This window comes from Methyloferula stellata AR4, assembly GCF_000385335.1.
Lineage (GTDB): Bacteria > Pseudomonadota > Alphaproteobacteria > Rhizobiales > Beijerinckiaceae > Methyloferula > Methyloferula stellata.
This window is the reverse complement of sequence record NZ_ARWA01000001.1, coordinates 3255790-3282252: the sequence shown is the minus strand read 5'-3', so window position 1 is coordinate 3282252 and position 26463 is coordinate 3255790. Positions and strand designations below refer to the sequence as shown.

Annotated in this window: 22 protein-coding genes and 1 tRNA gene; 11 read left to right on the top strand and 12 right to left on the bottom strand. The window is 60.3% G+C overall.

What is annotated here, in order from left to right:
- The first annotated feature begins 24 nt into the window (after nt 1–24).
- The 4 genes from lpxA to A3OQ_RS23725 all read left to right on the top strand — a co-directional run bounded on the left by lpxA (nt 25) and on the right by A3OQ_RS23725 (nt 4597).
- A complete protein-coding gene (lpxA, locus tag A3OQ_RS22745) occupies nt 25–858 on the top strand; it encodes an acyl-ACP--UDP-N-acetylglucosamine O-acyltransferase (protein WP_040581235.1) in 834 nt (277 codons plus the stop codon).
- Nucleotides 833–2023: a lipid-A-disaccharide synthase gene (lpxB, locus tag A3OQ_RS0116170; RefSeq protein ID WP_020176457.1), complete on the top strand. Its 1191-nt coding sequence runs from the start codon at nt 833–835 to the stop codon at nt 2021–2023. Before lpxA ends, lpxB begins: the two co-directional genes overlap by 26 nt.
- A 45-nt stretch (nt 2024–2068) precedes the next feature.
- Nucleotides 2069–3043, top strand: coding sequence for a quinone oxidoreductase family protein (locus A3OQ_RS0116165; protein WP_020176456.1), 975 nt, complete (start codon nt 2069–2071; stop codon nt 3041–3043).
- 153 nt (nt 3044–3196) lie between these two features.
- A complete protein-coding gene (locus tag A3OQ_RS23725) occupies nt 3197–4597 on the top strand; it encodes a TIR domain-containing protein (protein ID WP_020176455.1) in 1401 nt (466 codons plus the stop codon).
- Between the two features lie 48 nt (nt 4598–4645).
- Here A3OQ_RS23725 and rimO read toward each other — a convergent pair whose 3' ends face one another.
- The 4 genes from rimO to A3OQ_RS0116140 all read right to left on the bottom strand — a co-directional run bounded on the left by rimO (nt 4646) and on the right by A3OQ_RS0116140 (nt 8881).
- Nucleotides 4646–5995: a 30S ribosomal protein S12 methylthiotransferase RimO gene (rimO, locus tag A3OQ_RS0116155; protein WP_026595903.1), complete on the bottom strand. Its 1350-nt coding sequence runs from the start codon at nt 5993–5995 to the stop codon at nt 4646–4648.
- 164 nt (nt 5996–6159) lie between these two features.
- Nucleotides 6160–6903 carry an outer membrane protein gene (locus tag A3OQ_RS0116150; protein ID WP_020176453.1) on the bottom strand — a complete coding sequence of 248 codons (744 nt, stop codon included), beginning with the start codon at nt 6901–6903 and terminating at the stop codon, nt 6160–6162.
- A gap of 145 nt (nt 6904–7048) precedes the next feature.
- On the bottom strand, nt 7049–7864 hold the full coding sequence (locus A3OQ_RS0116145) for an outer membrane protein (RefSeq protein WP_020176452.1): 816 nt from the start codon (nt 7862–7864) through the stop codon (nt 7049–7051).
- 54 nt (nt 7865–7918) lie between these two features.
- Nucleotides 7919–8881: a transporter family protein gene (locus A3OQ_RS0116140; RefSeq protein ID WP_083931609.1), complete on the bottom strand. Its 963-nt coding sequence runs from the start codon at nt 8879–8881 to the stop codon at nt 7919–7921.
- Between the two features lie 543 nt (nt 8882–9424).
- Here A3OQ_RS0116140 and A3OQ_RS0116130 point away from each other — a divergent pair.
- Nucleotides 9425–9514, top strand: a tRNA-Ser gene (locus tag A3OQ_RS0116130).
- A 79-nt stretch (nt 9515–9593) separates the two neighbouring features.
- Here A3OQ_RS0116130 and A3OQ_RS0116125 read toward each other — a convergent pair.
- On the bottom strand, nt 9594–10151 hold the full coding sequence (locus tag A3OQ_RS0116125; RefSeq protein WP_020176450.1) for a peroxiredoxin: 558 nt from the start codon (nt 10149–10151) through the stop codon (nt 9594–9596).
- Between the two features lie 168 nt (nt 10152–10319).
- Between A3OQ_RS0116125 and A3OQ_RS0116120 the strand changes: the two genes are divergently transcribed.
- The 3 genes from A3OQ_RS0116120 to A3OQ_RS0116110 all read left to right on the top strand — a co-directional run bounded on the left by A3OQ_RS0116120 (nt 10320) and on the right by A3OQ_RS0116110 (nt 12989).
- Nucleotides 10320–10622 (top strand): hypothetical protein, encoded by a 303-nt coding sequence (locus A3OQ_RS0116120; RefSeq protein WP_020176449.1) that lies wholly within the window; start codon nt 10320–10322, stop codon nt 10620–10622.
- A gap of 201 nt (nt 10623–10823) precedes the next feature.
- On the top strand, nt 10824–12281 hold the full coding sequence (locus tag A3OQ_RS0116115; protein ID WP_020176448.1) for a cryptochrome/photolyase family protein: 1458 nt from the start codon (nt 10824–10826) through the stop codon (nt 12279–12281).
- Nucleotides 12282–12527: 246 nt separating this feature from the next.
- Nucleotides 12528–12989 (top strand): hypothetical protein, encoded by a 462-nt coding sequence (locus tag A3OQ_RS0116110; RefSeq protein WP_020176447.1) that lies wholly within the window; start codon nt 12528–12530, stop codon nt 12987–12989.
- 173 nt (nt 12990–13162) lie between these two features.
- On the opposite strand, the gene A3OQ_RS0116105 is transcribed toward A3OQ_RS0116110, so the two are convergent.
- The 3 genes from A3OQ_RS0116105 to A3OQ_RS0116095 form a co-directional block, all read right to left on the bottom strand.
- Complete coding sequence (locus tag A3OQ_RS0116105; RefSeq protein WP_152428487.1) at nt 13163–13684, bottom strand: hypothetical protein; 522 nt, start codon at nt 13682–13684, stop codon at nt 13163–13165.
- 299 nt (nt 13685–13983) lie between these two features.
- Nucleotides 13984–15807 carry a phospholipase D-like domain-containing protein gene (locus A3OQ_RS0116100; RefSeq protein ID WP_020176444.1) on the bottom strand — a complete coding sequence of 608 codons (1824 nt, stop codon included), beginning with the start codon at nt 15805–15807 and terminating at the stop codon, nt 13984–13986.
- Between the two features lie 272 nt (nt 15808–16079).
- Complete coding sequence (locus tag A3OQ_RS0116095) at nt 16080–17858, bottom strand: PQQ-dependent sugar dehydrogenase (RefSeq protein ID WP_020176443.1); 1779 nt, start codon at nt 17856–17858, stop codon at nt 16080–16082.
- Nucleotides 17859–18073: 215 nt separating this feature from the next.
- On the opposite strand from A3OQ_RS0116095, the gene A3OQ_RS0116090 reads away from it, so the two are divergent.
- Both A3OQ_RS0116090 and A3OQ_RS0116085 read left to right on the top strand, forming a co-directional pair.
- Nucleotides 18074–20005, top strand: coding sequence for a hypothetical protein (locus A3OQ_RS0116090; protein ID WP_020176442.1), 1932 nt, complete (start codon nt 18074–18076; stop codon nt 20003–20005).
- A complete protein-coding gene (locus A3OQ_RS0116085; protein ID WP_020176441.1) occupies nt 20002–21612 on the top strand; it encodes a PEP/pyruvate-binding domain-containing protein in 1611 nt (536 codons plus the stop codon). The genes A3OQ_RS0116090 and A3OQ_RS0116085 overlap by 4 nt, the downstream gene beginning before the upstream one ends.
- Nucleotides 21613–21697: 85 nt before the next feature.
- On the opposite strand, the gene A3OQ_RS23720 is transcribed toward A3OQ_RS0116085, so the two are convergent.
- Nucleotides 21698–22543: a tetratricopeptide repeat protein gene (locus tag A3OQ_RS23720; protein ID WP_020176440.1), complete on the bottom strand. Its 846-nt coding sequence runs from the start codon at nt 22541–22543 to the stop codon at nt 21698–21700.
- Nucleotides 22544–22688: 145 nt separating this feature from the next.
- The gene (locus tag A3OQ_RS0116075) at nt 22689–24008 is read right to left on the bottom strand and encodes an Nramp family divalent metal transporter (protein ID WP_020176439.1); all 1320 of its coding nucleotides are present in this window, start codon (nt 24006–24008) and stop codon (nt 22689–22691) included.
- A gap of 186 nt (nt 24009–24194) precedes the next feature.
- Here A3OQ_RS0116075 and galE point away from each other — a divergent pair, with 186 nt between their 5' ends.
- Nucleotides 24195–25184: a UDP-glucose 4-epimerase GalE gene (gene galE, locus A3OQ_RS0116070; RefSeq protein WP_020176437.1), complete on the top strand. Its 990-nt coding sequence runs from the start codon at nt 24195–24197 to the stop codon at nt 25182–25184.
- A gap of 13 nt (nt 25185–25197) precedes the next feature.
- Here galE and A3OQ_RS0116065 read toward each other — a convergent pair whose 3' ends face one another.
- Nucleotides 25198–25680 carry a DoxX family protein gene (locus A3OQ_RS0116065; RefSeq protein WP_020176436.1) on the bottom strand — a complete coding sequence of 161 codons (483 nt, stop codon included), beginning with the start codon at nt 25678–25680 and terminating at the stop codon, nt 25198–25200.
- On the bottom strand, nt 25677–26459 hold the full coding sequence (locus tag A3OQ_RS0116060) for an HvfC/BufC N-terminal domain-containing protein (protein WP_020176435.1): 783 nt from the start codon (nt 26457–26459) through the stop codon (nt 25677–25679). Before A3OQ_RS0116060 ends, A3OQ_RS0116065 begins: the two co-directional genes overlap by 4 nt.
- Between the last annotated feature and the right edge of the window lie 4 nt (nt 26460–26463).

Below are 26463 nucleotides of genomic sequence, written 5' to 3'. Positions count from 1 at the left end.
GCCGATCTGAAAGCCATGCGCCGGATGAAGACGCTCAGCCAAGGTCTTATCATTCATCCGACCGCCATCATCGAGGACGGTGCGCGGCTGGGCGAGGGCGCGAGCATCGGGCCCTATTGCCATATAGGCGGCGATGTCGAGCTCGGTGCCGAGGTGCAGCTCGCCTCGCATGTGGTCCTGGCAGGGCGCACCAGCATTGGCGCGCGGACGCGGATCTATCCTTTCGCCTCTCTCGGCCATCCGCCGCAGGATCTGAAATATCGCGGCGAACCGTCGACTCTGGCGATCGGCGCGGATTGCCTCATCCGCGAAGGTGTGACGATGAACCCAGGCACGACGGGCGGCGGTATGAAAACCATCGTCGGCGACCGCTGCACCTTTCTCGCCCATGCGCATGTCGGGCATGACTGCAAAGTCGGTAGCGACGTCATCCTGTCGAACAATGTGATGCTCGCCGGCCATGTCTCCATCGGCGATTTCGTCATCCTGGGCGGCGGCGCGGGCGTCATCCAATTCACGCGGATCGGTGCGCATGCTTTCGTCGGCGGATTGAGCGGGCTCGAAAGCGATCTCATTCCCTTTGGCCTCGCCGTCGGCAATCGCGCCCATTTGGCCGGGCTCAATCTGGTTGGCCTGAAGCGGCGCGGGTTTTCGCGCGAGGCCGTCAAGGATCTGCGCCGCGCCTACCGGCTTTTGTTCGCGCCGGAAGGCACGTTCAGCGAGCGGATCGCGGATGTCGCGGAGGAATTCGCGACGTCTCGCGAAGTCCAGGCCATTATCGATTTTCTGCGCGAAGGCCGCGATCGGGCGATCTGCGCACCAGCGAGCAGCCATGACGAGGGCGGGGCTCAAGCGTGAGGCCAAGCGGGCGGCGATGAAGGTCTTTTTGGTGGCTGGGGAGGAATCCGGCGATCAACTGGGGGCTGGTTTGATGCGGGCCTTGCGCGCGCGACAGCCGGGCGTCGTCACGGCGGGTGTCGGCGGCACCGCCATGGCGAAGGAAGGGCTCGAAAGCCTCTTTCCGATGGACGATATCGCGGTCATGGGCTTTGTCTCGGTCATCGCCCGTCTACCGCTCCTCGTAAAACGCATCGGCGAGACCGCTGAAGCGGCGTTGCGCTTCGAACCCGACGTTCTCGCTATCATCGACAGTCCCGATTTCACCCATCGGGTGGCGCGCCGGCTGCGGGCGGCGCGGCCCGATCTGCCCATCGTCGATTATGTCAGCCCGACGGTCTGGGCCTGGCGGCCAGGCCGCGCCGCTCAGATGCGACGTTCTATCGATCATGTCCTGGCGCTTCTGCCTTTCGAGCCCGAGGCGCACCGGCGGCTTGGCGGCCCCGCCTGCAGCTATGTCGGGCATCCCTTGATCGAGCGTCTCGACGTGCTGACGCCCAATGAGGACGAGATGCGCGCGCGGAGCGCTGACCCTCCGCTGGTGCTCGTCCTGCCGGGCTCGCGGCGTTCGGAAGTCACACGGCTGCTGGATGATTTCGGCGCCGCGATCGGCCTGATCCGCTCCACCTTCGGTCCGGTCGAGGTGGTGCTTCCGGCGGTGCCGCATTTGGAAGCGCTCATCCGGGCGCGCGTCGCGGACTGGCCTTGGCCACCGCGCATCGTGACAGGCGAGGCCGAGAAATTCGCAGCCTTCCGACGCGCCCGCGCGGCGCTGGCGGCGTCCGGCACGGTCACTTTGGAGCTGGCGCTCGCCTCCGTGCCCCAATGCGTCGCCTATAAGGTCTCCTGGGCCGAGGGCTTTTTGAAATATGTCATCACCGTCCCGTCGATCGTATTGCCCAATCTGATCCTCGGCGAGAACGTCGTACCGGAATTTCTGCAGGAGGCCTGCACGCCGCACAAGCTGGCCGGTGCCATGGTCGCGCTTCTGCGGGACGGGCCGGACCGCGAGGCGCAGATCGCGGCCTTCCAGCGGCTCAAGGAGCTCATGAGCCTCGCAGATGGGGAAAGCCCGGCTGGCCGCGCCGCTGAAATCGTTATTAAGGCCGGTTCGCAGCGCTCGTGAATTCCTCTATCATCCGGCCATTATCTCCAAATGGTTGTCAGTCTCATGGTCAAAGCAGTTCGCGTTCATGAAGTGGGCGGTCCGGACGTCATGCGGATCGAGGATATTGAGATTCCGCCGCCGGGTCCGGGTGAAGTGCTCGTCCGCAACCATACGATCGGCGTGAATTTCATCGATATCTATTTCCGCAGCGGCCATTATCCGGCACCTGGCTTGCCCTTCACGCCCGGCAATGAAGCGGCAGGCGAAGTCGTGGCGCTCGGCAAAGGCGTGAAGGGGTTCAGAGAGGGCGACCGCGTCGCCTATGTCGCGGCTTTAGGCTGCTATGCCGAGCAGCGCGTCGTTGCCGCGGACCGGCTCATCAAACTGCCCAAAAGCATTTCCTATGAAACGGCCGCCGGCATGATGCTCAAGGGCTTGACGGCGCGCTACCTGCTGCGGCGCTGCTACAAAGTGAGAAAGGGCGATCGTGTTCTGATCCAGGCGGCGGCAGGCGGCACGGGCCAGATCCTCAGCCAATGGGCGAATGCGCTCGGCGCGACGGTGATCGGGACGGCCGGCTCGCCCGAGAAGGCGAAGCTCGCCAAAAAGGCCGGCGCGAAACATGTGATCCTCTACCGCGACGAGGATTTCGCCGCGCGGGTCAAAGAGATCACCAGGGGCAAGCTCTGCGACGTGGTTTACGACGGCGTCGGCAAGGCGACGTTCCCGGCCTCGCTCGATTGTCTGCGGCCGCTCGGCCTATTCGTGAGCTTCGGGTCGGCCTCGGGCGCGATCGAGGATTTTAATTTGGCGGAACTCACGAAACGCGGCTCGCTCTATGCGACGCGTCCGACGCTCAACACCTATACGGCCTCACACGAAGACCTCATGAAGAGCGCGCGCGATCTCCTCCGCGTCGTCACCAAGGGCGATGTGAAGATCGCCGTCAACGAGATCGCCAAGCTCGACGACGTGGTGCGCGTCCATCAGGATTTGGAAAGCCGCGCGACGACGGGCTCTACGGTGCTGGTGGTGTGAAGCTGGGAGGTCTTCGCTGCCGATGTGACTGCTGGAACGGTCAAAAATTTCGACATGCCTTGAATCGTTGAGCGGGGAGAAAACCCTTAGCAGCCGCTCATCCCTAGTCTGATTGTATCTGATAGTGTCCTTCACCAGATATGGGAACAGGCGATGATCGACGACGCGGAAATCAGAGGCTGGCTGCTCAAGCACTTTCACGGGCTGCGAAATGATAACGGTGGCTGGGTTCCAACGGACGAGACTATTCTAAGCCCGCACCCGGTCAGCCGTGCCGCCATTGCAAACGCGTGTCAACATTTGGCCGAAGCAGGGTATATCCTATGGGAACCCTTTTTAGTTGTGCAGCACACCATCGGGCGCGCGAAGATCACGGGTCCGGGAATTGATGTCGTAACCGGCTCCCGTATGCCTGCTATAGACATTCGCTTTCCGGGCATGGAAGAGCATGGTGTGCGATCGGCATTGGCTTCACCCGCTACGTTATCCGGCGCAATTAGCGCGGAAGGCCGTCGGGTTCGATTCGAACAATGGGAAAGACTCGGTCTCGATCGGGTGAAGGCCGACTTAGCGAATGGTGGTCATCAGATCATAGGTGGCCCACCAGCGGTCCGTGAGCTTGCGTGGGAATGGGTCAGCATCAAGGACGCTGAACAGGAAGGGCGAAGCATGGCGAGACAACCGAAGTCTTTGGCTCCGCCGCAGGCAGCCAAATTGACGCCGCAGCAGATGCAAGCGGGTATCACCCGCTTGACGAAGAGGCTCGATGAAGTGAAGGCGTTCAATCCGCAATCAGTGACAGATCAGTTTAATGCGCCCGAACTTGATGCTTTAGAGGCTGCGGTCGATGCTGCATTGGTTGACACCTTCGGTTCGGATACGGCGGACTATCATCGATATAGGCAGGCGAAAGACTTTGATCGCGGCCCTTACAACATGTCTTATCCAACTCCGCCGGATGAATTTCAGGCATCCATCGCTCGGTCGATCGGTATATCCGCCGCGCTACTGAAGCAAGCGATCAAGTCGCTGGAGGAAAAGCTAGAGGAACAATCAGGTTTTGAGTTGAACCCAGCTCGTGAAATGGCAGCCATCCCTAATCTTTCTCGGAAAGTTTTTATCGTTCACGGTCGTGACGACGGTACTAAAAATGAGGTAGCCTTATTCATCAGCGCAATTGGCTTGGAGCCAATCATCCTTCATATGCGCCCAAACAAGGGACGGCATTTGCTGACGAAGTTTCAGGAGGAAAGCGAAGGCGCCCAGTTCGCCATCGTCTTACTGACCCCTGATGACGAAGGTGGGATCGCCGGCGCCGGGAATGTCCAAAAGCGCGCGCGGCAAAACGTCATTTTTGAACTTGGTTTTTTCATCGGCAAGCTCGGGCCAGAGAATGTGGCGGCATTGTTGAAAGGTAATGTCGAAAAACCCTCCGATTTTGATGGTGTTGCCTACATTTCGATGGACGATACTGGTGGATGGAAAGGCATTCTCGCTCGTGAATTACACGAGGCGAAACTTCCCTTCGATCCTGCTAAAGTTTTCACGGCCTGAAGCAATGCCGGTGGCTTCTTAGCCTCGCGCGCCCTAAGAAGAGAGGTCTTATACCGCACTCCCGAACAGATCATAGGCATCCGCCCGCTCGATCTTCACGCTGACGATTTCGCCAGGCCGCAATGGCCGGTGCGAGGTGATATGCACCTTGCCGTCGATCTCGGGCGCATCGCCCTTGCTGCGGCCGACCGCATTGCGTGGTCCGGCAGCGTCCACAATGACTTGGCACCGCTTGCCGACCTTATCCTTGAGCTTCTTGGCGCTGATCGCCTGGGCGCGTTCCATGAAGCGTTTGTAGCGGATCTCCTGCACCTCCGGCGGCACCATGGGGAGGCCGAGATCATTCGCGGCAGCGCCTTTGACGGGCTCATATTTGAACGCGCCGACGCGATCGAGCTTCGCCTCGCTCATCCAGTCGAGCAGGAGCTCGAAATCCTCCTCCGTCTCGCCGGGGAAGCCGACGATGAAGGTCGAGCGCAGGATGATGTCGGGGCAGATCGCCCGCCAGGCGTGGATGCGCTCGAGCGTCTTCTCCTGGTCGCCAGGACGCCGCATGGCTTTCAGCACACGCGGGCTCGCATGCTGGAAGGGCACGTCGAGATAGGGCAGGATCTTGCCCTCGGCCATCAGCTCGATCGCGGCGTCTATATGCGGATAGGGGTAGACGTAGTGGAGCCGTACCCACGCGCCAAAGCCTGAAAGCTCGCGCATCAGATCGATGAATTTCGCAGCTACCGTGCGGTCCTGATATTGGCTCTCGGCATAATGCAGATCGAGGCCGTAGGCGCCGGTGTCCTGGGCGATGACGAGGAGTTCCTTGACGCCCGCGGCGACGAGCCTTTCGGCCTCCCGCAACACGTCGCCCGCCGGGCGCGAGACGAGATCGCCGCGCAATTGCGGGATGATGCAGAAGGAGCAGCGGTTGTTGCAGCCTTCCGAGATCTTCAAATAGGCGTAGTGGCGGGGCGTGAGCCTGATGCCCTGCGCCGGTACGAGGTCGAGATAGGGGGCATGCGCGGCTGGAGCGGCGCTATGGACCGCCCGCATGACGCTCTCATAGTCCTGCGGGCCGGTAATGGCGTGAAGGGCAGGGAAGGCGGCCTGAAGGCTGGCCGCCTCGGCGCCCATGCAGCCCGTTACGATCACTCGGCCGTTTTCCGCCAGCGCGGCTTCGATCGAGGCCAGCGATTCGGCTTTGGCGCTGTCGAGAAAACCGCAGGTGTTGACGATGACGGCATCGGCGCCGCCATGGCTCTTGGTGAGCTCGTAGCCCTCGGCGCGCAATTGGGTGATGATTCTCTCGCTGTCGACGAGCGCCTTGGGGCAGCCAAGCGAGACGAAGGAGATTTTGGGTGCCATCGCGGCACCTCTGGGATCGTGCGGCGCATCGGCCGTCATTTCGGGATCAGGGATCATGGGGGGAGGCTTGCCATGCGGCCTATGCCCTTGGCAACCGAAACGGTGACGCGCGGGCCCGTGCGCCTGGCTCAAACAAAAAGGCCGGTTAAAACCGGCCTTTACGTCTTCGATTGGAACTTCAGCCTACGATCGAGCCGTAAGCGTCAGTATTTGGCGACCACCGGCGGCGGCGGCGCGTACATTTCGAATTTATAGCTGAAGCCGACACGCACCGCATGTTCGACTTCGTGGTGATCGACGGCAGCCGCGACTGCCGGCAGGTCGGTCTGATGCCCGAAGTCCGTGTAGCGGTATTCGCCGCGCACCGACCAATTATTGGTGAGGGCATATTCAACACCGCCGCCGACGGTCCAGCCGACGCGAGATTGCGAGTTCTGAACGTAGAACGGTGCCGCGGCGCCAAAGAAGGGGAACGAGCCGACCGTATAGGACTTCTGGAGGTCCGCGAAAGCCGCGCCGCCCGTCGCATAGAACAGGGCGCGATCCCAAGCAATACCAACGCGACCGCGAACCGATCCTTCGACCGGAATGCGCGTGCCGAATGTCGTGCCAGTCAGCGGATCGAAGACATTCTTCGAAATGCTCGTGCCGTCGACATCGCCTTCGACGCCGAGGACGAACTGGTTCACCTGGTAATTATAACCGATGTGCGCACCACCGACCACGCCCTCAGGACTGGTGGTCGGGGCGGAGAAGAAGGCCGGCACCGACATACGGTCGTTGCCCCAGCCGTAACCGATCTGACCGCCGACATAAACGCCGGTCCAGGTGAAGAGCGGCGGCGGTACAAACACCGGCGGCGGCGCCCTGTGGGACGGCAAATCGGCGGCCAAGGCAAAGCCAGGGGCGCCAAGAAGAGCGATGAGGGGAATAAGGCGTTTAAACATGTAAAAGACCTCGCACCTGGGTCTCTTCGAATCAAGGCCTATTCAGCGCGAAATCGCTGGAGGGCCCGCTTTTGAAGTATCTGTGTCTGGAAAGTCACAACCCCACCCATGCCGAGGCAAGGGCGGGGCTGCGGCACATTTCAGGTCAATATTTCGCGACGACCGGAGCCGGCGGCGTATACCAATCGAACTTGTAGCTGAAGCCGACCTGCACTTTGCTTTCGGTCAGGTGGCTGCTTTGGGTGCCATAAACACCCGTGAGGGCGGTAATGCCGCCAAGGGTTGCACTCGAGTTCGTCCCATAGTCCGAATAACGATATTCGGCGCGCACCGACCAATTGTTGTTCAGCGCATATTCGACGCCACCGCCAACGGTCCAGCCGACACGGGTTTTCGAATAAGTGGCGGGATCGTTAAAGAAGCCGACACCCGCGACTCCGAGCGCAAAGCTATGCTCGATATCCGCGAAGGCCGCGCCGCCTGTTGCGAAGAACAACCAATGATCCCAGGCGAAACCGATCCGAGCGCGTGCCGATCCTTCGATCGGAATGCGCGTGGCGGTATTCACCGAAAAGGCGCCGAACGGAATGCCGGCCGCGCCAAAGGCAAAGCCGGTGCCGCCGTTGTTGAAGTTCGAGCCATTGACGTCGCCCTCGACGCCGATCACGAACTGGTTGAACTGGTAGTTGTAACCGATGTGGGCGCCGCCGACTTCGCCGTTCGGGCTGTTGTAATTGGTATAGGCGCCGAAAGGACCAACACCAACGGCGCTCAAAACGCCATTGCTATTGTCCTTGCCCCAAGCGTAACCGACTTGACCACCGACATAGAGGCCGGTCCAGGTGAAGAGCGGCGGCGGCACGAAGACCGGCGGAGGCGTGCGGCGCGGGAGGTCCGCGGCGAAGGCAGACGCACTCGCTGCCATCAGCACGGCCGTCGCCATGGAGAATTTGCGTATCATGAGGAAATCCCCTTTAGAAAGTTGAATTCGGTTTCAGTTTTATGAGTTAGACGTTCAGTATTTGGCGACGACGGGAGCAGCCGGAGCCGGAGCTGTCCACAGAGGAACGATCACACGCAGCCAGCCGCGGGTCTCGTACATTTTGGACGTGAACGGTGCTGGTTGGAGATTGAAGTAGTTGGAGGTGGCGATGTCACGCGACACCCACGCCTGCAGGATGACCGGCCCGAAGTTGTAGCCGACAAAGGGGCCGACTGCGAACTGGCTCTGCTTTGCTGCGGGAAGAGCACCGAAAGGAGTGCTGATGCCGCTGACGTCCCACGATCCGAAGGCGATGGCACCGAGCGTCCACTTGCCGTAGGTGTAGGTGCCGGTCAGGTCGAGGTTGACGTAGTTCGGGCTCGTCTTCGTGCCGTAGCCACCAGGGGTTCCAAAGATACCGCCAGCGGTCGACGACAGATTGTTGCCAGTGACGCCGTAGATGACATGGCCCGAGAAGCTCCATCCATTCTGGGCCCAGGTCACGCCGAGACGTTCGTTGAAGGTCCAGAAGTCGACGAGGCCGTTGAGACCATTGGTCGGCGCATAACCGCCGATGAAGTTCGAAACGCCCCAGCCGTTGCCGAGATCCCAGCCTTCACCGACCCAGAGACCATCGAGCGCAGCGCCAGCGAGATGGACAGCGGTACCGGGCACGCCCAGCGGGTGAGGAACGGTAATCGACCGCGAGGGAACCGCGACATAGGCCTCGACACGGCCGCCGAACAGCGTCCATGGGGTCGACCAGATGATGACCGGAATGCTGATAGCGTCTTCGGAATCGAAGGCCAGGCCACGGTTGTTGCCGTAGCTCTCGGTCGTCGCGAAATAGATACCTTCCGGAAGCGGCGCCCAGGTGTAGCCGACGAGTTCACCGGGCTGGCTAATGGAGCCGGCGGCCGCGGGAGTGATGGCGCTAAGCGACATCGCACCCATTGCAGCAAGGCCCGCCCCGACGAGCTTTGAACTAATTTTCATTTATGCGGCCCTCCAAAGTGGCATGACGAGAAAAGAAATGTTCTTTCTCAAACTTGGCCGGATGTGCATTTGCTTCCGACTCTAGGATCACGTTTTGGACGTTAGCCGAAATTGTTTTGTTGTCGAGGCTCGCGCCCTTGGTGTGGCCACAATCGCCAAGGGCTGTGATAATTTTGAAACAGATTAACGGTGCGCATATCGCTGTAAAAAGCGATGGTCCGCATGGCCGAGACCACTCTGTTGATAAGCGAAAGCGCGATATCTTAACAAGACGTTAGTGAAGCACTGACATGCGTTCTGAGTGAACCGCGCATCGTTTGTTTTGCGCCGATTTTACCGCGCGTTGCAATTATGCACCGGCTTGTGGGATACCACTCAACGGCGCGCGCGGCTGATGTCGAAAGCCACGAATGATGGCGCGTTCGACGCTTTTCGCGGCGGCTCGCATGTCGGCGAAAGCCGCCGCAGACAAAGGCCTTCGCGGCATGATATGAGGCGTTTGTCGGGTCGGGCTTCGCTTGCAAAAGCGGCCCGGATGCGCAGGGAAGGGTGGCCGAGTGGTTTAAGGCAGCGGTCTTGAAAACCGCCGTGGGTGAAAGCCTACCGTGGGTTCGAATCCCACCTCTTCCGCCAAGAGCCCATAGGGCTTTGCTTCGAATTTCTTGATTGTTCTGTCGACCCATGCACGCCTCGCAACTGAGGCTGCGCGATCTCAGTTCTTATGCTGCTCGCGCCACTGCCGCACGGCGGCCAGCGTGTTTTCAATATGCTTATCCGGCGCGGGATCGGAATAAGCGTAGATCACTTTGCCGTCCGGCGCGATGACATAAGAGATCCTGTCGGCCATCTCCTTGCCCGATGGCGTGAGACCGAGCAGCATCGCCGCGTCATAGGCGCGAATGACGGTCATGGCCGGATCGGCCGCCACCGGAAATTTGTCCCGGCATCCTTCCGTCGAAAATTTGCGCTGCGTTTCGATCGTGTCTTTCGACATGCCGATGAGCGTGGCTCCGGCCGCGGCGAAGTCCTCGGCCGCTTCGGCGAATTCATGCGCCTCGATGGTGCAGCCTTGCGTGAAAGACTTCGGATAAAAATAAAGGACCACCGGTCCATGCTTCAAAGCTTCGGCCAAGGAGAATGTGAAATCCTTGCCGCCGACCGCCGCTTGCGCGGTGAAATCGGGTGCCATCGCGCCTGGTTTCAAGGCTGCCGAAGCGGGTGCCGTGGCAAGGCAAGTGATAATGATCGCTGAAGCTTTGATGTATTTCATATGACTTACGCCTTCTTCCAAGTTGAGGACAGATCGCGGCGTTGCACAGGTCGAAGGCTTAAGTCTTCACGACGACAAAGTACATCGTTGGGACGGTAACAGATGCTTGACTTCAAAAATGGCGGCAGCTTAATAAACAGGTATTCCAATATTTAATCGGGGCAGAAAATGGTTCGCTCAGGAAAGCTGCTGTTCGCCGCCTGTGTTGGCCTGTCGCTTTGCGACGTGTCAGCCGCAATCGCCGCCAAGCAGCGCAATTTCGTTCAGCTCAAATTTTATTGCACTTCGGCAGCAAGACCGGATGCGGGCTATAAGATCATATTGGTCGAAGCCAATAATTGTTCCGCCGTGCGCCATACGATCCAGGGCGCGATTGCCATGGAACTGGCCGATCCGTGTCATGCTCAGGATGCAGACACTTGGACCGCGCATTCCGAAGAGATCCAGGTCAACGGCTGCGCAAGGCGATAAAGCATGATCCCGAAAAGTTGCAGACTTTTCGGAAAAGATCATGCGGCGGACGTAAAGCATGATCGCGACGGATTTTCCGATCCTGCCTGGGCGATCTCCTTTCGGTCTATTGCTTCTTCGACAACGGGAACGAGATAGTCTTCAGCATGTGTCTCATGGCTTGAGATCCATGCCTGGAGGATATGGTTCGTGGCAGCGTCGATGCCGCCGGCGATCGTTTGGTTTCGTGACGATCTGCGTCTCGCCGATAATCCCGCTCTGGATGCGGCGGCCGCGTCAGGCCGCCCGATCATCTGCTTCTATGTGCATGACGAGGAGAGCGCCAGGCTGAGGCCGCAGGGCGGCGCGACGAAATGGTGGCTGCGTGGTGCGCTCGCGGATTTAAGCGAGGCTCTGGCTGCCAAGGGAGGCGAGCTCGCGATCCTGGCCGGCGCCGCGGCGGCGATCCTGGAGCAGCTTGCCGCAGACGTCGAAGCTGCAGGCGTCTATTGGAACCGGCGCTACGACGAAGCGGGCCGCGCCATAGATACAAAGATCGAGGCGGCGCTGACGGAACGCGGCATTCCCGTCGAAAGCTTCAACGCGAACCTGCTTCACGAGCCGTGGTCCGTGCTGAACAAGGCCGATGCGCCGTTTCGGGTCTTTTCGGCCTATTGGCGGGCGGCTTGCGGACAGGCCGAACCTGAGGCGCCGCTTGGCGTGCCGCGGAAGCTCTCCTTTGCGTCCTTGCCGAAAAAGCTTCGCGCGAAATGCGTCTCGCTTGACGGTCTCGAGCTTCTGCCGAAGCGGCCCGATTGGGCGGCAGGTCTGCGCGAGACTTGGAAGCCCGGCGAAAAGCCGGCGCATAAGCTGCTTGCTCATTTCTTGAAAACGAGCCTCGCCGATTATGCGAGCCTGCGCGACAGGCCGGACCGGGCTTCGACCTCGCGGCTTTCGCCTTATCTACACATTGGCAACATCTCACCGCGGCAGATCTGGCACGCGGCAAAACAGGCGGTCGTCAACGGCACATCGGAGGCGAGTGAAAAGGATCTCGAAAAATTCCTGACCGAGCTCGGCTGGCGCGAGTTCTCCTATCAGTTGCTTTTTTACAATCCCGGCATCGCGCAGCGAAACATTCAACCGAGCTTCGATCGGATGCCTTGGCGCGGCGACCGAGCCGCTTTGTGCGCCTGGCAGCGCGGCGAAACCGGCTATCCGATCGTCGATGCGGGCATGCGCCAGCTTTGGACGGAAGGATGGATGCATAATCGCGTGCGCATGATCGTTGCGTCGTTTTTGACGAAGCACTTGCTGATCGATTGGCGCGAAGGCGAAGCCTGGTTTTGGGATACGCTCGTCGATGCGGACGCGGCCAATAATGCCGCGAGCTGGCAATGGGTGGCAGGCAGCGGCGCCGATGCCGCACCTTATTTTCGCATCTTCAATCCGACCTTGCAGGGCGAGAAATTCGATCCGGACGGTGTCTATGTGAAGCGTTACGTTCCCGAACTTGCGAAACTGCCGTCGACTCTGATCCATAAACCTTGGAAGGCCGATGCCAAGCAGCTCGCCGCGGCGGATCTTGTCTTGGGCGAAAATTATCCGCATCCGATTGTCGATCATAATGCGGCGCGCCGCCGTGCATTGGAGAGTTTCAAGACGATGGGCGGCAAATAGGAAAAATCACCGCCTTGGCCGAGGTTAAATCGCGTATTCTATCGAAACCATTGGAAATCCCCCGTGGCCAGGATCGCTACACGGAGAGATTCGGTCGAACTTTCAGGCGGCGCGAAGCCTTATTGATTTCTATCAATGCTAGTGCTGGACGCGGCCGTCATTCAACGGCAACATCGATGGCCGATGTAGCCGGCGAAGAGAGCAATGAGGATGGTTGATATGCGGAAAGCCCAAACGATTAGGTCCATGGCCACTGCTGCTGCGATCGCGCTCATGGCCATCGTCCCGGCCTTGGGCGAAAATGTTCCCTTCGCAGAGGCGCCGGTGCCTCATCCGGGCCAGGTCGATTCAGGCATCACAGCCAGCCTCGGCGATCTCATGGGCTTCGTGCAAATGCGCCATATCAAGCTCTGGTACGCCGCCAAGGCAAAGAACTGGGGCCTCGCAGATTACGAGCTCGGCCAGCTTGAAGACACGCTCAGCCGCGCCGCAACGCGCTATATCAACATCCCTGTTGAACTTGTCATAAAGGCGGGCAAGCCGCTGGGCGACATGCGCGACGCCGCGAAGGCAAAGGACGTGCAAAAATTCCTGCGCAGCTACGACGAACTCACGGATGCCTGCAACGCCTGCCACACGGCGGGCGGCGTCGGCTTTATTCGTATCCATCAGCCGGCGGGCTCGCCCTATAGCGATCAGGCTTACTAGCATCATCCCGAAAAGTTGCAGACTTTTCGGACGAGATGATGCTGCCGGCGAAGCCATCATCCCGAAGTTTCAGACTTTTCGGATCGGATGATGCGGCCGGATCAAACAATAATCCCGAAAAGCGCTATGCCTTTCGGGATTGTGTTTAAGCGTTAACCGGCAGTGAACGCGGCTTAGAACAGGGGCCGGCCGAACGGCTGATCGTCGTCATCGCCGTCATCGCGATCGCCTTGGCTATAATAGCCGGCGAAGAATGGCGTTCCGACACCTTCATTGGGATCGAAGACGCCATAGCGATAGCTTGTCGCCTCGGTCGGGATCCAGGACCAGGTCCGTATGGCATCGGCCGCGACAGCGGAACGGACGGGATTTGCCCACGGCGGTGGGGTCGTGCGCATGCGATAGCGCCAGGCGCCGACGCGATATTGCGGCGGCAACGCGTAAAAGCCCAATCCGCTATGGGGGTCGCCAACGAGATCGGCGTAGTGGCCGCGAAGGCCGTAGCGGGCGCCAGCCGTGCCGGGCGCATAGCCGACCCGCGCGTGGCTATGTCCATAACCGTGATGGGGGGGCGCGCTCGCGTGTCTCTGCGCTGTGCTCGTCTTATGGGATGAGGGCGTCTGCGCGGCTGCGCCAGATGCGAATGCGACCGCCATAACGGCCGCGAGAACTCCTGCTTTCCAGCCTAAACGCATATTCCTCGTCTCCAACCTCGGCACGTCCATACGCAAATGGGGGTTCAATCACGATAGTTCCACCACCTTGGCCACTGCCTTGGCGCCGCAGTCTTGCGGGCATGCAGCGGCCATGCGGGGAACTCTTCTCACGATAGGCCGGGCTCGATAAGATTTTACAAATCAATTCGGTCCGATTTCGGCGCTTGCGTGAAGGTTCGCGCAAGAGCTTGTCACCTGGTGCGGGTTAACCCGCATCAGGCGATGCGCAAATGAGGTAAATCAATTCTTTGCGGCCGGGATGGCCTCGGCGAAGGCGGTCAGCCGGCAAACAGCTTGCGGTCGACTGAGTGCAGATCGTTCGGATCGTAATATTTCGCGGCCCAAGCATCATCCGCCTTAAGGAACCAGCCGGCGGAGACCGCGGCCTGCGTACCGACCGCGGCGGCTTTTTTGGGCTTCTTGGCTTTCGAGACGGTTGCGGTGCGATCGAGAAAATCGAAATGATCGACGAGTTCCAAAGCCTCGATGGCAAACACCGTCGCGACATCCTCGTCACTGATCGCGAGAAGGTTGTCGCCATTGGCCTGCTCGCCGCCAAGCGCGAGATTGGACGATCCGCAATAGACGACCGGGTTGGGGCCGTTGAAGCCGCAGACCACGAATTTATGATGGATCTGATGGCCGGCTCCGACGCCGGGCACCTGATCGAAGGGCGGCGGCAGGCGGCTTTGTCCCGGCTTGCCGGTGACGAGGACGCCGGTCTTCTTGCCGAGCGGATAAAGCGCTATGCCTTTCGGCGTATCCGAAATGCCGTAGCTGAAAATGTTCTGGTTTTTGTGCAGATCACAGAGCGCACTATAAACCGGATTGTTCGGGCCGCCGCCAAGTTCCATAACCGCGAAGAGAACGCTTCCGGTCTTCGCTGCGCTCTTTCCCTCTTTGTTGATCCGCTGCACGAGGCCGCCGAGAATATCGGCCGCGATCTCTTCGCTGTGCGGCGAGAAGGTGATGCTGGTCTTGGGAACCGAGGCGGTTTTGGAGACATAGGGCTCGGTCGCGTAATCCGACGCCACGAATTTGGGCTTGGACGTATTGTCGTTCCACGATTCTTCGAACACGGCCGCATAGGTCTTTGCGACGTCGGCATCGTTGAAGACGAGCACATGGTTTGAATTCACGTAAAGGCCGGTAACGGAGAAATTCGTCGAGCCGGTCAAGACCTTCTTGGCGCCGCTCTTGTCCGAGACGATGAAGACCTTATCATGCGAATAGCGGCCGAAGTGGCCGCGCCAAATCGCATCCTGGCCGGCGCGTTTCGCAAAGAGCGCTTCGAATTCATCTTCGGGCTTGTCGCCTTTTGTGTCGTGATGGAGCGCCGCATTGTCCAGAATGATCCGGACGCGTTTTTCCTTGCCGAGCGCCAGCAGTCTTTGGATGATGTCGGGTTCGTTCAGATCGTAGGCAAAAATGTCGAGCGAGAGCGTCTTGTCTTTGGCGACCTCGTCGAGCAGATCGAAGATCAAATCGCGCGCAGTCCATCCGAGCCATTGATATTGATCCGCATAGGTGAAATTTTCGCCGGCGGCATTCGTGCCGGACGGTTGCGAGGTCTTGAAAAGAAGATCCTTGCCCTTCGGACGGATGAGCGCATTGAGGCCGAAATGCCGGACGAAAGCCTGCGACTGCACGAAGCCGCGGGTGAAGCCGACGGCGAGCTTGCCCTTTGAAAAGCGGTCGACACTGATCTTCACCGACACGCTGAGTTTCGGGTCGGCGGGCTGCATCGAGCCTTGCGCATCGAAGTAACGCGGCGTGACCGTATAGGTATAAGTGCCGAAAGCCGGGTTTAAGCCTTGGTGGTCCTTGGCCGTCACATGCACCCAGCGAAACTTCTGGAACGGTGCATTAAGGCTCGAAGCCGCCGGCTCTTGCGGGTCTTGCGCATGATTGCCCGGAATCTCGAAGCGCAGGTTGTTGAGGAGATAATAGGCGGCTTTGCCGGGCGGGGTGACTTGGATCGTAAAGCCCGCGAGACTCTTTCGCGACGCGGCCGTCGTCAGGTTGAAGGCGAGAAGCGTTTTTGCGTCGCCGCGATAGGCTTTGACCGAAAAAGCATCCTTCTGCTTGCTCACGGCTGCCATGACACATCTCCAATCGATTGAATGAAAAGCTTTTCCAATATCTCCCACTTATAAGCTGTCTTACGGCCCAAAGCCTATGGAAACCGGGCACGGCCTTGCGCGCTGTCCAGAGAAAAGTGGAGGCTCGGGGCTTGGGTAGGTAGCGAGATACGCAGCGGCCGGAGATGGCTTTGCCGCAGCAAGTGTCACGAAACTGTCGCTATCGAAAAGGCGGTGCGCATAGCACACCGCCCTTGAGTTTCAGCCTTAAGATTTGCTTGAGCGCGAGCGCCTTACTTCCCGTCCGGATGGCTGATCGCCCAGACGTAGGCGGCAACGGCGGAGACATCCGACTCCGACAAAGGCGCGCCGCCTTTGGGCGGCATGGGATCAGAATAGTTGCGCGGCTTCGGCACGCCATCGTTGATCGTCTTGATGAGCGCTTTGAAGCTGCCGTCGCTCTGGACGAAATTGCCGGTCGTGAGATCGGGCGCTTGCGGCGAGCCCTTGGCATCCGATCCGTGGCAGCCGGTGCAGGTCCCGTCGCTGACTTCGCCATGGAAGATCCGGTCGCCGAGCGCGACCTCCTCCTTCGTCGCGCCGGGCGGCACGGGCAAGGCGGCGGACTCCTGGCGTCCGGCATCCGGATGCGTGCCTTCCGGCGGCACGGCTCCGCCGGCGGATGCGGTGACAGCGGGAGCCGGCGCGGGCGCGACCTTGGCATCGGCACTCCCATGGTAAGTGACGCGCCAGATGCGGCCCTTCACATCGTCAGAAATATAGACCGCGCCGTCAGGACCCATGGCGAGGCCCGTTGGCCTGAAGGCGGCCCGGCCAGGGTCCTTCACGGCGCCGGCAAAACCATCCGCGAAGACGACGAAATCGCCTGTCGTCTTGCCCTTGGCGAAAGGCTGGAAAACGACGTTGTAGCCGCCTTGCGGCGCCGGGGCGCGGTTCCACGAACCATGGAAGGCGATGAACATGCCGCTCTGATAGGCCGCCGGGAAAGCCTTTCCATTGTAGATGAGAAGATCGTTCGGCGCCCAATGCGCGGGGAAGAAGGCGACCGGTTCTTTTCTGTCCGCGCAAACGCCCACCGCCTTGCCCCCGTCACCGCCATATTCGGGGGCGAGCACAAGCTTCTTCTGGAAATTGTCGAAATAGCATTCGGGCCAGCCGTAATCGGCGCCATGCTCGAGCTGCACGACTTCCTCGGCCGGCAGCTCCGCGCTTTGCTCGGGCTTATAAAGCTTCGGCCAGTTCTGCGAGAGCTGGTCGCGGCCGTGCTGCGTGACGTAAAGCTGGCCGCCCGCATCGAAGGAAAAGCCTTCGCCATTGCGGATGCCGCTGGCAAAGCGCTCCTTTGACGAAAAGACCTGACCGGTTTGATTGGCATCGTAACGCCACGTACCGCCGCGCGTTTCCTTTTCGGTGCAGGGGTTGATGCCGGGTGAGTTCAGCGTCCGGTTTTCGACCTGGCAGGCATTGGTAGCAGAACCGAGATCGACGAAAATCTCGCCCTTCGGATCGATCACGAAAGGATGCATCGGGTGATCGCCGGTGAGCGGCATGCCGGAGACGACGGTTTCGGGTTTTCCTTTCGGCACGATCTCGCCCGCGGGCAGGGCATAGCGGATGATCTTGTCGTTTTGCTCGGCATAGATCGCGTCTTTATAGAAAGCGATGCCCGAACCGCCGGCGGAGCCTTCCGCGAGACTATCGCCGAAGCGCTCGATCGTATCGGCCTTGCCGGTGCCTTTGCTGTCCTTGAGGGCGACCAGCATGCCGCCGGGCGGCGGCGGGACGTTGCGGAAATAACGGCCGCTCCAAGTATTGACGTAGAGCACGCCGTTGGGCGCCACCACCATATGGCGGACATGGCCGATATTGTCGGCGAAAATCGTCGCACAAAAGCCGGGTGAAAGCGTAAGGCCGCCATTGTCGCCGGGGCAGGCGCCGGTTTGGGCGGAGGTGGATGTGACTGACGCCGTCGTCAGCAACAAGATGGCTCCGAGAAGAGGCGCTACCGCAAGACTCGCGGCTCCAACGCGATATCCGATCGATTTAACCATCTCGCACGCTCCATTCCTGCTGTGACGTCGAAGCTATAGCACCGGAGCTCATTTCCAAGGCCGTGATCTCGCAGAGTTGAACATCCGACGTTGGGCATGTGCGGGCGCTCCGGGCGATATGACATATCGATGAATGATCTGGCGCAAAGCGCCTGACGTCGCCTTGGCTTAGTTGGACGCAATCCCGATGGCTTTGAACCAAGGTGAAGACTCTCGTGACCGCAAAGATCGATATTGTCCGTGAGCTTGGTGAGGAGGCTTTGCTATTGCCGGCTTTGCTCGGCGATGCGCTTGCTGCCAACGACCGGCTCAAACTGCGCCTGACCTTGCTGCAGGAAGCGGCAGCTCACAGCCGCCATCCCGGCGAGACGGTGCATTCCTTCGAGGCGGAATGCCGCGCCGCCGGTCTAACCGACCTGCCGTTCGAGGCCACGATCGGGGGGACGCGGGTTTTGTCGCCCGAGCGTATCCTGGTCCCAGGTGCTGAAATCCTGGTCAAAGGGCTCGCGGCCGATCTCGCCACTATGCTTTTACCGTTGAAGGCGGCGAAGGTCGTGATCTGCAATGCGTTCGAGCAACGCTTGGCGGTGCTCGCAGCCGCGATGCCCAAAGCCGAACATGACGAGCTTGCGCCGCGTGACATCGACGCCATGACTTCGGCGCGGCGCGATGGCGCCGATAGCGTGCATCTCCTGATCATGGATGTGCATAAAGCGATCAATCAGCTTGCTTCGGAAATGGCGGTCGAGACGATCGACGGCGCCCATGTCCATCATGTCGACGACCAGGACCGCGCCCGCATCAAAGCTTTCATGGCGGGCCTCAATCGCACCTCAGTGCTCGCCTTCGGTCATCCGGGCCTTGGCACGACCGCCGTTCACAGCGGCACGCGGCTCACGATTCAAAACGATATCGGCACCACCGACGCGCATGTCCTCGTCGTGCATGTCGAGGACAAGACGGCGAGCGTCACTTATACGGATGTGCATCGTCAGCGCGCGAAATTCTTTATCTCGCTCTTCGAAGGGCAGGGCGTCACCTGGACGCCGCTCGATGAAAAGAGCGCGCATGGCGTCGGCGAGGAGGATGTCTTCTATCTCATCGTCGGACGCTTCGATGCGGCGGACGAAGCGGCGCTCCAGCGCTTTTTGACGTTTCTCGGCTCGCGCATCGTCTTTTTGATCGATTGGAACAAGGCGCGCAAAGCTCTGCAGACTTTCGTCGGCAAGGGCGCTTCGATCGAGCTCCTGACGTTTGCCGCGACGAACGACTATGGCCATCGCGCCTTTCTCGAACTTGGCGGCGCCGATCTCGTCTTCGAAGCGATCAGGCGCACGGCCGAGGGCCGCATCCCCTATGGCGCACGCCTCGACGAAACGCTTGGCGCCGTTGAGACCAATGACTTTTTGCGGCGCGTGCTGCGCCAGACGAGCGAGGGCTTGCGCGCCTGCCGCTCGACCCGTCTCATTCGCGATGAGGTTCAGGCTGACCTCTCGCAGCTTTTCGACACGGCGGAATCGGCCGTGCTCGCCGTGCTGATGCGTCATCTCGGCATCACTCGCATGCTTGCTTCGCTTCTGGTCGAAGGTTTGGCGGCGAATGGGGCCTCTGGATCCGATCATTCGCGCCTCGCGCAAAAAGCCAAGCGAATGGAGGAAAAAGCCGACAGGCTGACGGTACAGGCGCGCGAGATCTGCGCCCGCGTGCAGCATGCCGATACGCTTCGTCAAAGCGTCGATGCGGTCGAAAATGCGACCGACACGCTGGACGAATGCGTTTTTCTCTTGGGCCTTATGCCGAAAGGCAGTGGCGCCAGCGGCGCGAAGCTCGCCGGATTGGCAGAGCTTGTGGTCGACGGCGTAAGCCATCTGGTGCGCGCGGTCGAGGCCGTGTCGCGCCTGCCGGAAGGCCATCGCGCCGATGCCACGGATTCGCTGCAGGCGATCGATGCCGTTATGGCGGTCGAAAAAAGCGCCGATTCCGCCGAGCGCGATGCGATCAGTGCCTTTATGGGCGCTGCTTCTCCCGACGCCCGCGCGCTGGTGCTTGGCCTCGATGTCGCGCGGGGGCTCGAAACCGCAACAGATTATCTAGCCCATGCGGCGCTCGCGCTGCGTGACCGTGTGCTTGAGGAATTATCCGCATGAGTCAAAATCAGCAGCCCCTTTTCATCGCTGGCAATGGCAGTTCGCCGGACGTCACCGCCGAGATCGCGGGCTCCAAGGCCGCGCTCATCTGGCAGATGGCGCGGCTCGGTCTCAATGTGCCGCCGGCTTTCGTGATGCCGACAAGCCTTTGCGCCGGCGTCGATGCGGGGGACGAAGCGGCGCTCGAAGCGCTTCGCACCGGGCTCGACACGGGCATTGCCTGGCTTGAAAAGACAACCGGCAGGCGTTTCGGCGATAGCCGCGCGCCTCTGCTCGTTTCGGTGCGCTCGGGTGCGGCGGCCTCCATGCCCGGCATGCTGGAAACCATCCTCGACATCGGCCTCAATACTGAAACCGTGCATGGTCTGATCCGCATGAGCGGCAATCCACGCCTTGCTTTCGATAGTTTCCGCCGGCTCGTCCAGGGCTATGCCGAAGTCGTTTTGCATGTGCCGGGCACGTGTTTCGAAGAACGGCTTGCCGATATGATCAAGCGCGAAGGCGTCGAGAACGAGACCGAACTCGATCCCGATGCGCTCGAACGCCTGACCCGCGAGTTTCGCGGATTGGCGTTGCAGATCTCCGGCCATGGCCTGCCGGAAGATCCGCGCGAACAATTGAAGGAAGCCGCCATCGCGGTCTATCGCTCATGGCAAAGCGCGAAGGCCTGCGAATATCGCAGGCTCAATCATCTCGACGGGCTCAAGGGCACGGCGGTCACTGTGCAATGCATGGTGTTTGGCAATTCCGGCGGAAACTCAGGCGCGGGCGTCGCCTTCAGCCGCAATCCGGCGACCGGCGCGCGTGAGCTTTATGTCGATTTCCTCTTCGATGCCCAAGGCGAAGACGTGGTCTCCGGACGGCGCACGCCCGGACATGCGGAACGGCTCGCCGAACGCCTGCCGGACGCGGCGAAAGGCCTGCAGGAGGGCATAGGGCGGATCGAAGCCGAATTCCGTGACGCACAGGACGTGGAATTCACGGTCGATGGCGGCGAACTCTATTTTCTGCAGACGCGCACGGCCAAGCGCTCGCCGCGCGCCGCGCTCCATATCGCGGTCGACCTCGTCCACGAGGGCGCCATCGACTTCAAGACGGCACTTGCGCGTTTGGGGCATATCGACATCGATCAGTTGGCCGTCGCGCGTTTTGCCGCGTCTGCGCCGGCGGTCGCAACGGCGATCTCGGCCGCGCCGGGCGTTGCCACGGGCCGCGTGGCGTTTGACTCGAAACGCGCCAAGGAATTGGCTGCGATGGGCGAACCCGTCATCTTGGTGCGCCACGATACATCGACGGAGGACGTCGAAGGATTTGCCGTCGCGGCGGGCATTCTGACCGCAGTCGGCGGCCGCACGGCGCATGCCGCCGTTGTCGCCCGCCAACTCGGCAAAATCTGTCTCGTCGGTTGCCGGACACTCGCGATCGACGAGGCGCGGCGCGAAGCCATGCTCGGCGACACCAGGATTTGCGACGGCGATTGGCTCTCGCTCGACGGCGATGCCGGCGAAGTGACGCTCGGCAAGCGCGAGATCATCCTAGAGCGGCCGCCAGAGCTCGCCGAGGTCGAGCGATGGCAGGCCGAGACGCTTGCGCGTGAGCCGGCCTGATATCAGAGCGGGCTAAGCAAAATGGGCATTTCGAGAGGTCAAAGCCGGGCAGGCCCGACTTTGACGAGTCCGAAATCAACCTGATCTAGGGCGCCGCGCCAAGGGCCTTGAGTTCGGCATTGGCCGCGGTCCATTCGAGGAAGTCCTTCGGACAGGCATTTGCCGCGAGTTTAAAAAGCCGCGTTGCTTCGCCTTTATCGCCGCTTCGAAGTACCCATTCGCCGCTGTAAAATTGGGCTTCGCACATTTTGCCTTGCTTTTTCGTGGCGTCCGGATCTTCCGCGGCGGTAAGCAGGGCGTCCGGTTTGATCTGACCGAGAAACATGCGAATGACCGGTGCGGGCCATGTCTGTGACCTTAATTGCGAGAGCGCTTGCTGCAAGGGACTTGGAGCTTTTGCGCGTTGGGCGACGATATCGGCCCATATGGCGCTGTATGGATCATGCGGATTGAGTTTGCTTGCTTCCTCAATGTCAGCCAGTGCCTTGGAGGAGTTGCCGCTATAGAGATATGCGAGGCCGCGACTCCGGTAGGCGGCGGCATTTTTGATGTCGATCGCGATCGCACTGTCGAAGTCGGTGATGGCTTTGGCATTATCGCCTTTGCTCAAATAGGCGTTGCCTCGATTGTAATAGGCTTCGGCGTGGTTGGGGCGGGTCTTGATGGCCTCGCCGTAATCGACGATGGCATTGTCGAGTTCACCCTCGTTATTATAGGCTATGCCCCGGCGAACGTAAGCAATGGCGCGATTGTCGGCCGTTTCAAAACTCGACGCGATCAATATGGTGCAGCTCTTGATCTGCTCCTTCCAGTCCACGCCGGCTTTTCCTGTGCAGGTCGTCCATTGCGGCGATGAAAGCTGAGCCCGGGCGTCGGCAGCTGCCAAAATGGTTCCGGCGAGTACCGCGGTTCCAATAAGTCCAAAGCGCATATTGTTTTCTCTCCCGCTTCAGCAATCGTGTGTCATTATCATCGCGCGATCCCCGCGTGAAGCCAGGATTGCGACGACTTTATTAAACGCATGATCTTTATCAAAAAAGCTCCAACTTTTTGGGATCATGCTCTAGACCCCAATATCACGACGGAAGGAAAAAACCCGCGAACATCGCCGTGACGCAGACGATCATGAGGCCCGTCGCGAGCCAGCCCAGAAACTTCAACCAGCCGTTGATGGCGAACCGGCCCAGAATATCCTTGCGCGCCGCCATCATCATCATGACGACCATGATTGGGACGGCGACGACGCCGTTGAGAACGGCGCTCCAAAACAACGCCTTGATCGGATTGATCCCCGAGAAATTGATCATCATGCCGACGAGCGTCGCAAGCACGACGGTCGCGTAAAATGCCTTGGCTTCCTGTACCTGCCGGCCGAAGCCGACCGGCCATTTCAAAGCCTCGCCGACGGCGTAGGCGGCGGAGCCGGCAAGCACGGGAACCGCCAAAAGGCCGGTCCCCAAAATGCCGAGGGTGAAAATGAAAGCGGCGAAATGTCCGGCCAGAGGCTCGAGCGCCTTGGCGGCTTGCGCGGAACTTTGAATGTCGTGATTGCCGCTGACGTAGAAGGTGGCGCCCGCAGTCGTCATGATGGCCAAGGCGATCGTATTCGAAAAGCTCATGCCGACGAATGTGTCGATCCCGATCCGGTCGAGCGCGCTTTTGCTCTGTTCCGGCGCTGAGAGAAGCTTTTCGCGCACCGGATAGTGCTGCACGTCTTCGGCCTCTTCGGACGATTGCCAAAAGAAGAGATAGGGGCTGATCGTCGTGCCGAAGACGGCGACGACGGTCGGCAAAAAATGCTCGTCCCAGATAAAATGCGGGACGAGGCTTTGCGCGGCCATCGCCCGCCAGTCGACATGGACCACGGCCAGAGTGGCGACATAGGAAAAGAGCGAGATCGTCAGCCATTTGAGAATGGAAACATAACGCGAGTAACTGAAGGCGACCTGCATCGCGATGCAGAGACTGCCGAAGCAGATGACATAAAGCCAGACCGGGCCAGGCAGCAGAAGATCGAGCGCATCGCCCATGGCGCCGAGGTCGGCGCCGAGGTTGATCGTATTGGCGATGAGTAATAGGGAGACGGCGCCTTGCAGCAGCCAGTTCGGATAATAGAGACGCAGGATACCGGCAAGTCCGCGCCCGGTGGTGCGGCCGATGCGTGCCGAGATCATCTGTATGGCGATCATCAGCGGCAGGCTGTAGATGAGCGTCCAACCTAGGCTATAGCCGAATTGCGCGCCTGCCTGCGAATAGGTGGCAATACCGCTCGGATCGTCGTCGGACGCGCCCGTGATCAATCCCGGCCCGAGAATTTTGAACAGGCGGGCCTTCGGCGGCATGATGGCCGAATCGGTGATCTCGGGGTCCTGGTCTTCGCGAAAGCCTTGGGTCAAGAGCTGGCTCCGGGCAGAGGCTCAAAGCCTTCCGCCACAATCCTGAATTCGAATACCGCAGCGCTACCGTTGCAGCCTTTATCAAATCAACCAACATGGTAAAGGTTGCAAAGCAAGGCTTCTTCAAGGCTTTCCGTCACCGTGAAGAGTTCGATCTCCGCACAAGGATTAGAGACAAGGACAGACATGAGCGTTCTCGTCACGGGCGGCGCCGGTTATATCGGCGGCCATATGGTCCTGGAGCTTCTTGATGCCGGCGAAAAAGTCGTCGTGCTCGACGATCTTTCGACGGGGTTTGCCTGGGCGGTTCCAGATGGCGTTCCGCTGATCGTCGGCGATTTCGGGGATATGGCGCTGGTCGACGAGATTGTACGTGCGCATCAAATCGACGCCATCGCACATTTCGCCGCGAAGATCGTCGTGCCCGAGTCCGTCGCCGATCCCTTGCTCTATTATGCGAATAATACGGCCAAGGCCCGCAATCTGCTTGAATGCGCCGTGCGCAACAAGGTCAAGCATTTCATCTTTTCGTCGACGGCGGCGGTCTATGGCGAGCCGAAGACAAATCCCGTAACCGAAGATGTGGGGCTCGCACCGATCAATCCTTATGGCCGCTCGAAGCTCATGGTCGAGTGGATGCTCGAAGATACGGCCAAGGCCTGTGGGCTCACTTATGCGGTGCTGCGCTATTTCAATGTCGCGGGCGCCGATCCCAAAGGCCGCCTCGGCCAATCGACGCCGCAAGCGACGCATCTGATCAAAGTGGCCGTGCAGGCGGCGTTAGGCCACCGCAAAGGCATGGATGTCTTCGGCACCGATTATCCGACGCCAGACGGCACCTGCATCCGCGATTATATCCAAGTCACCGATCTGGTACGCGCGCATGTGCAGGCTTTGGCCTATTTGCGCAGCGGCGGCGCGAGCCTCACCTGCAATTGCGGCTATGGCCACGGACGCTCGGTTCTCGAAGTTATCAAAGTCGTGAAGAAAGTCACCGGCATCGATTTCGAGGTGAGGCTCTCAGGCCGCCGGCCAGGCGATCCGGCGGCGCTTGTCGCTGGCGCCGATCGCATCCGCGCCGTGCTGGGCTGGCAGCCGCGCTATGATGATCTCGAAGTCATTGTCCGGCAGGCTTTCGAATGGGAGCGCCGGCTGCATAACCGGAAGGGTGGCTGAAGCTTCGATTGTCTTACTTCGCCAAGCCGTAATGCCGCGCGATCAGATAATCGAGCGAGAATTTCCCGGCGCCGCGCGCGATCACGACGAGAAAACAGGTGGCCCAAATGCCATGCAGCGGCCATGCGTCGGGATAGACGAAGATCTCGATCACCGCCGTCATTCCGAGAAGCGCCAGGGCGGCAAAACGGCTGGCTAAGCCGATGACGAGCAGCACCGGAAAGAAGTGCTCGGCGAAGGCCGCCATGTAAGCTGCGATCGTCGGGTCGATGAGGGGCAGGGCATATTCCTCGCGAAACAGAGCGACCGCGCTGTCCTTCAAATGAAATCCATCGACCTTGGTTTCGCCCGACAGCCAGAAGACGGCGGCTGGAAAAACCCGCGCGCAAAGCGACAGGAAGGATTGCGGGATCTTGTCCAGCAGTCCGGTGATCTGTGCGATCAGCGCGACTAGGCCCGAAAGTGGCTTGGTTGGGGTGAGAGACAATTCGCTCATGGGGACATTTCCTCTGATGCAATAATCGAAAGAGACGTGACAAGACCGGCACTGAAGAGGCCGGCAAGATTGACGGCAAGGTCGAAACCGGGGTGGGCCGCCACAGCGGCTTCGACGGCCTTTGCCAGGGGGTGCCCATCGCCCAAAATGCGCAGAAAAGCGCCACCGCCCGGCGGCAGGCAGCGAATATCGACATCGAGATATGGCCGCGATACGAGCGCTTCTTCACCCTGCCAGTCCGTGATTTCGGCGAGCGGGGTTTCGCCCATATGCATCGCGAGGATCGTGACGACCGGATAGGGCGACGAGACGATCTCCACGGCTGGATGCAGGCTGAAACGCAAATCGCCCAGGTCTTCAGCCTCGATCGACTGAAGCGCGGCGGCATCGAGCGGCGCGGCATCCTCGGCATGATAGGCACGCGTGCGGGCCGCTTCGAGGCGGGCCACGTCGGGAAGATAAGCTAGGTCCCTTGCGGCCTCGAAAGAGGCGATGAAGCCGGGAAAATCGTCGCCGTAAAACATCATCAGCGGCGACATTGGCGGATGCGCAGCGATGTAGAGACGCGCGATACTCTTGAAGAAGGCTTCACCGACGATTTGCTGCGTCACCGGGAAACGCGCGGCGAGCGCGTCGAGGAGTCCGACGGCGACATTGTTGCGATAAATAGAAAAGCGCCGGGCCGCGCCGTCGGCATGGCAGGCGGCTATATCCTCCGGCACGGCTCGGGCCGGATCGGCGAGAGCCTCGGCGAAGTCGCGTTGAAGAGCGGCGAACATGGCG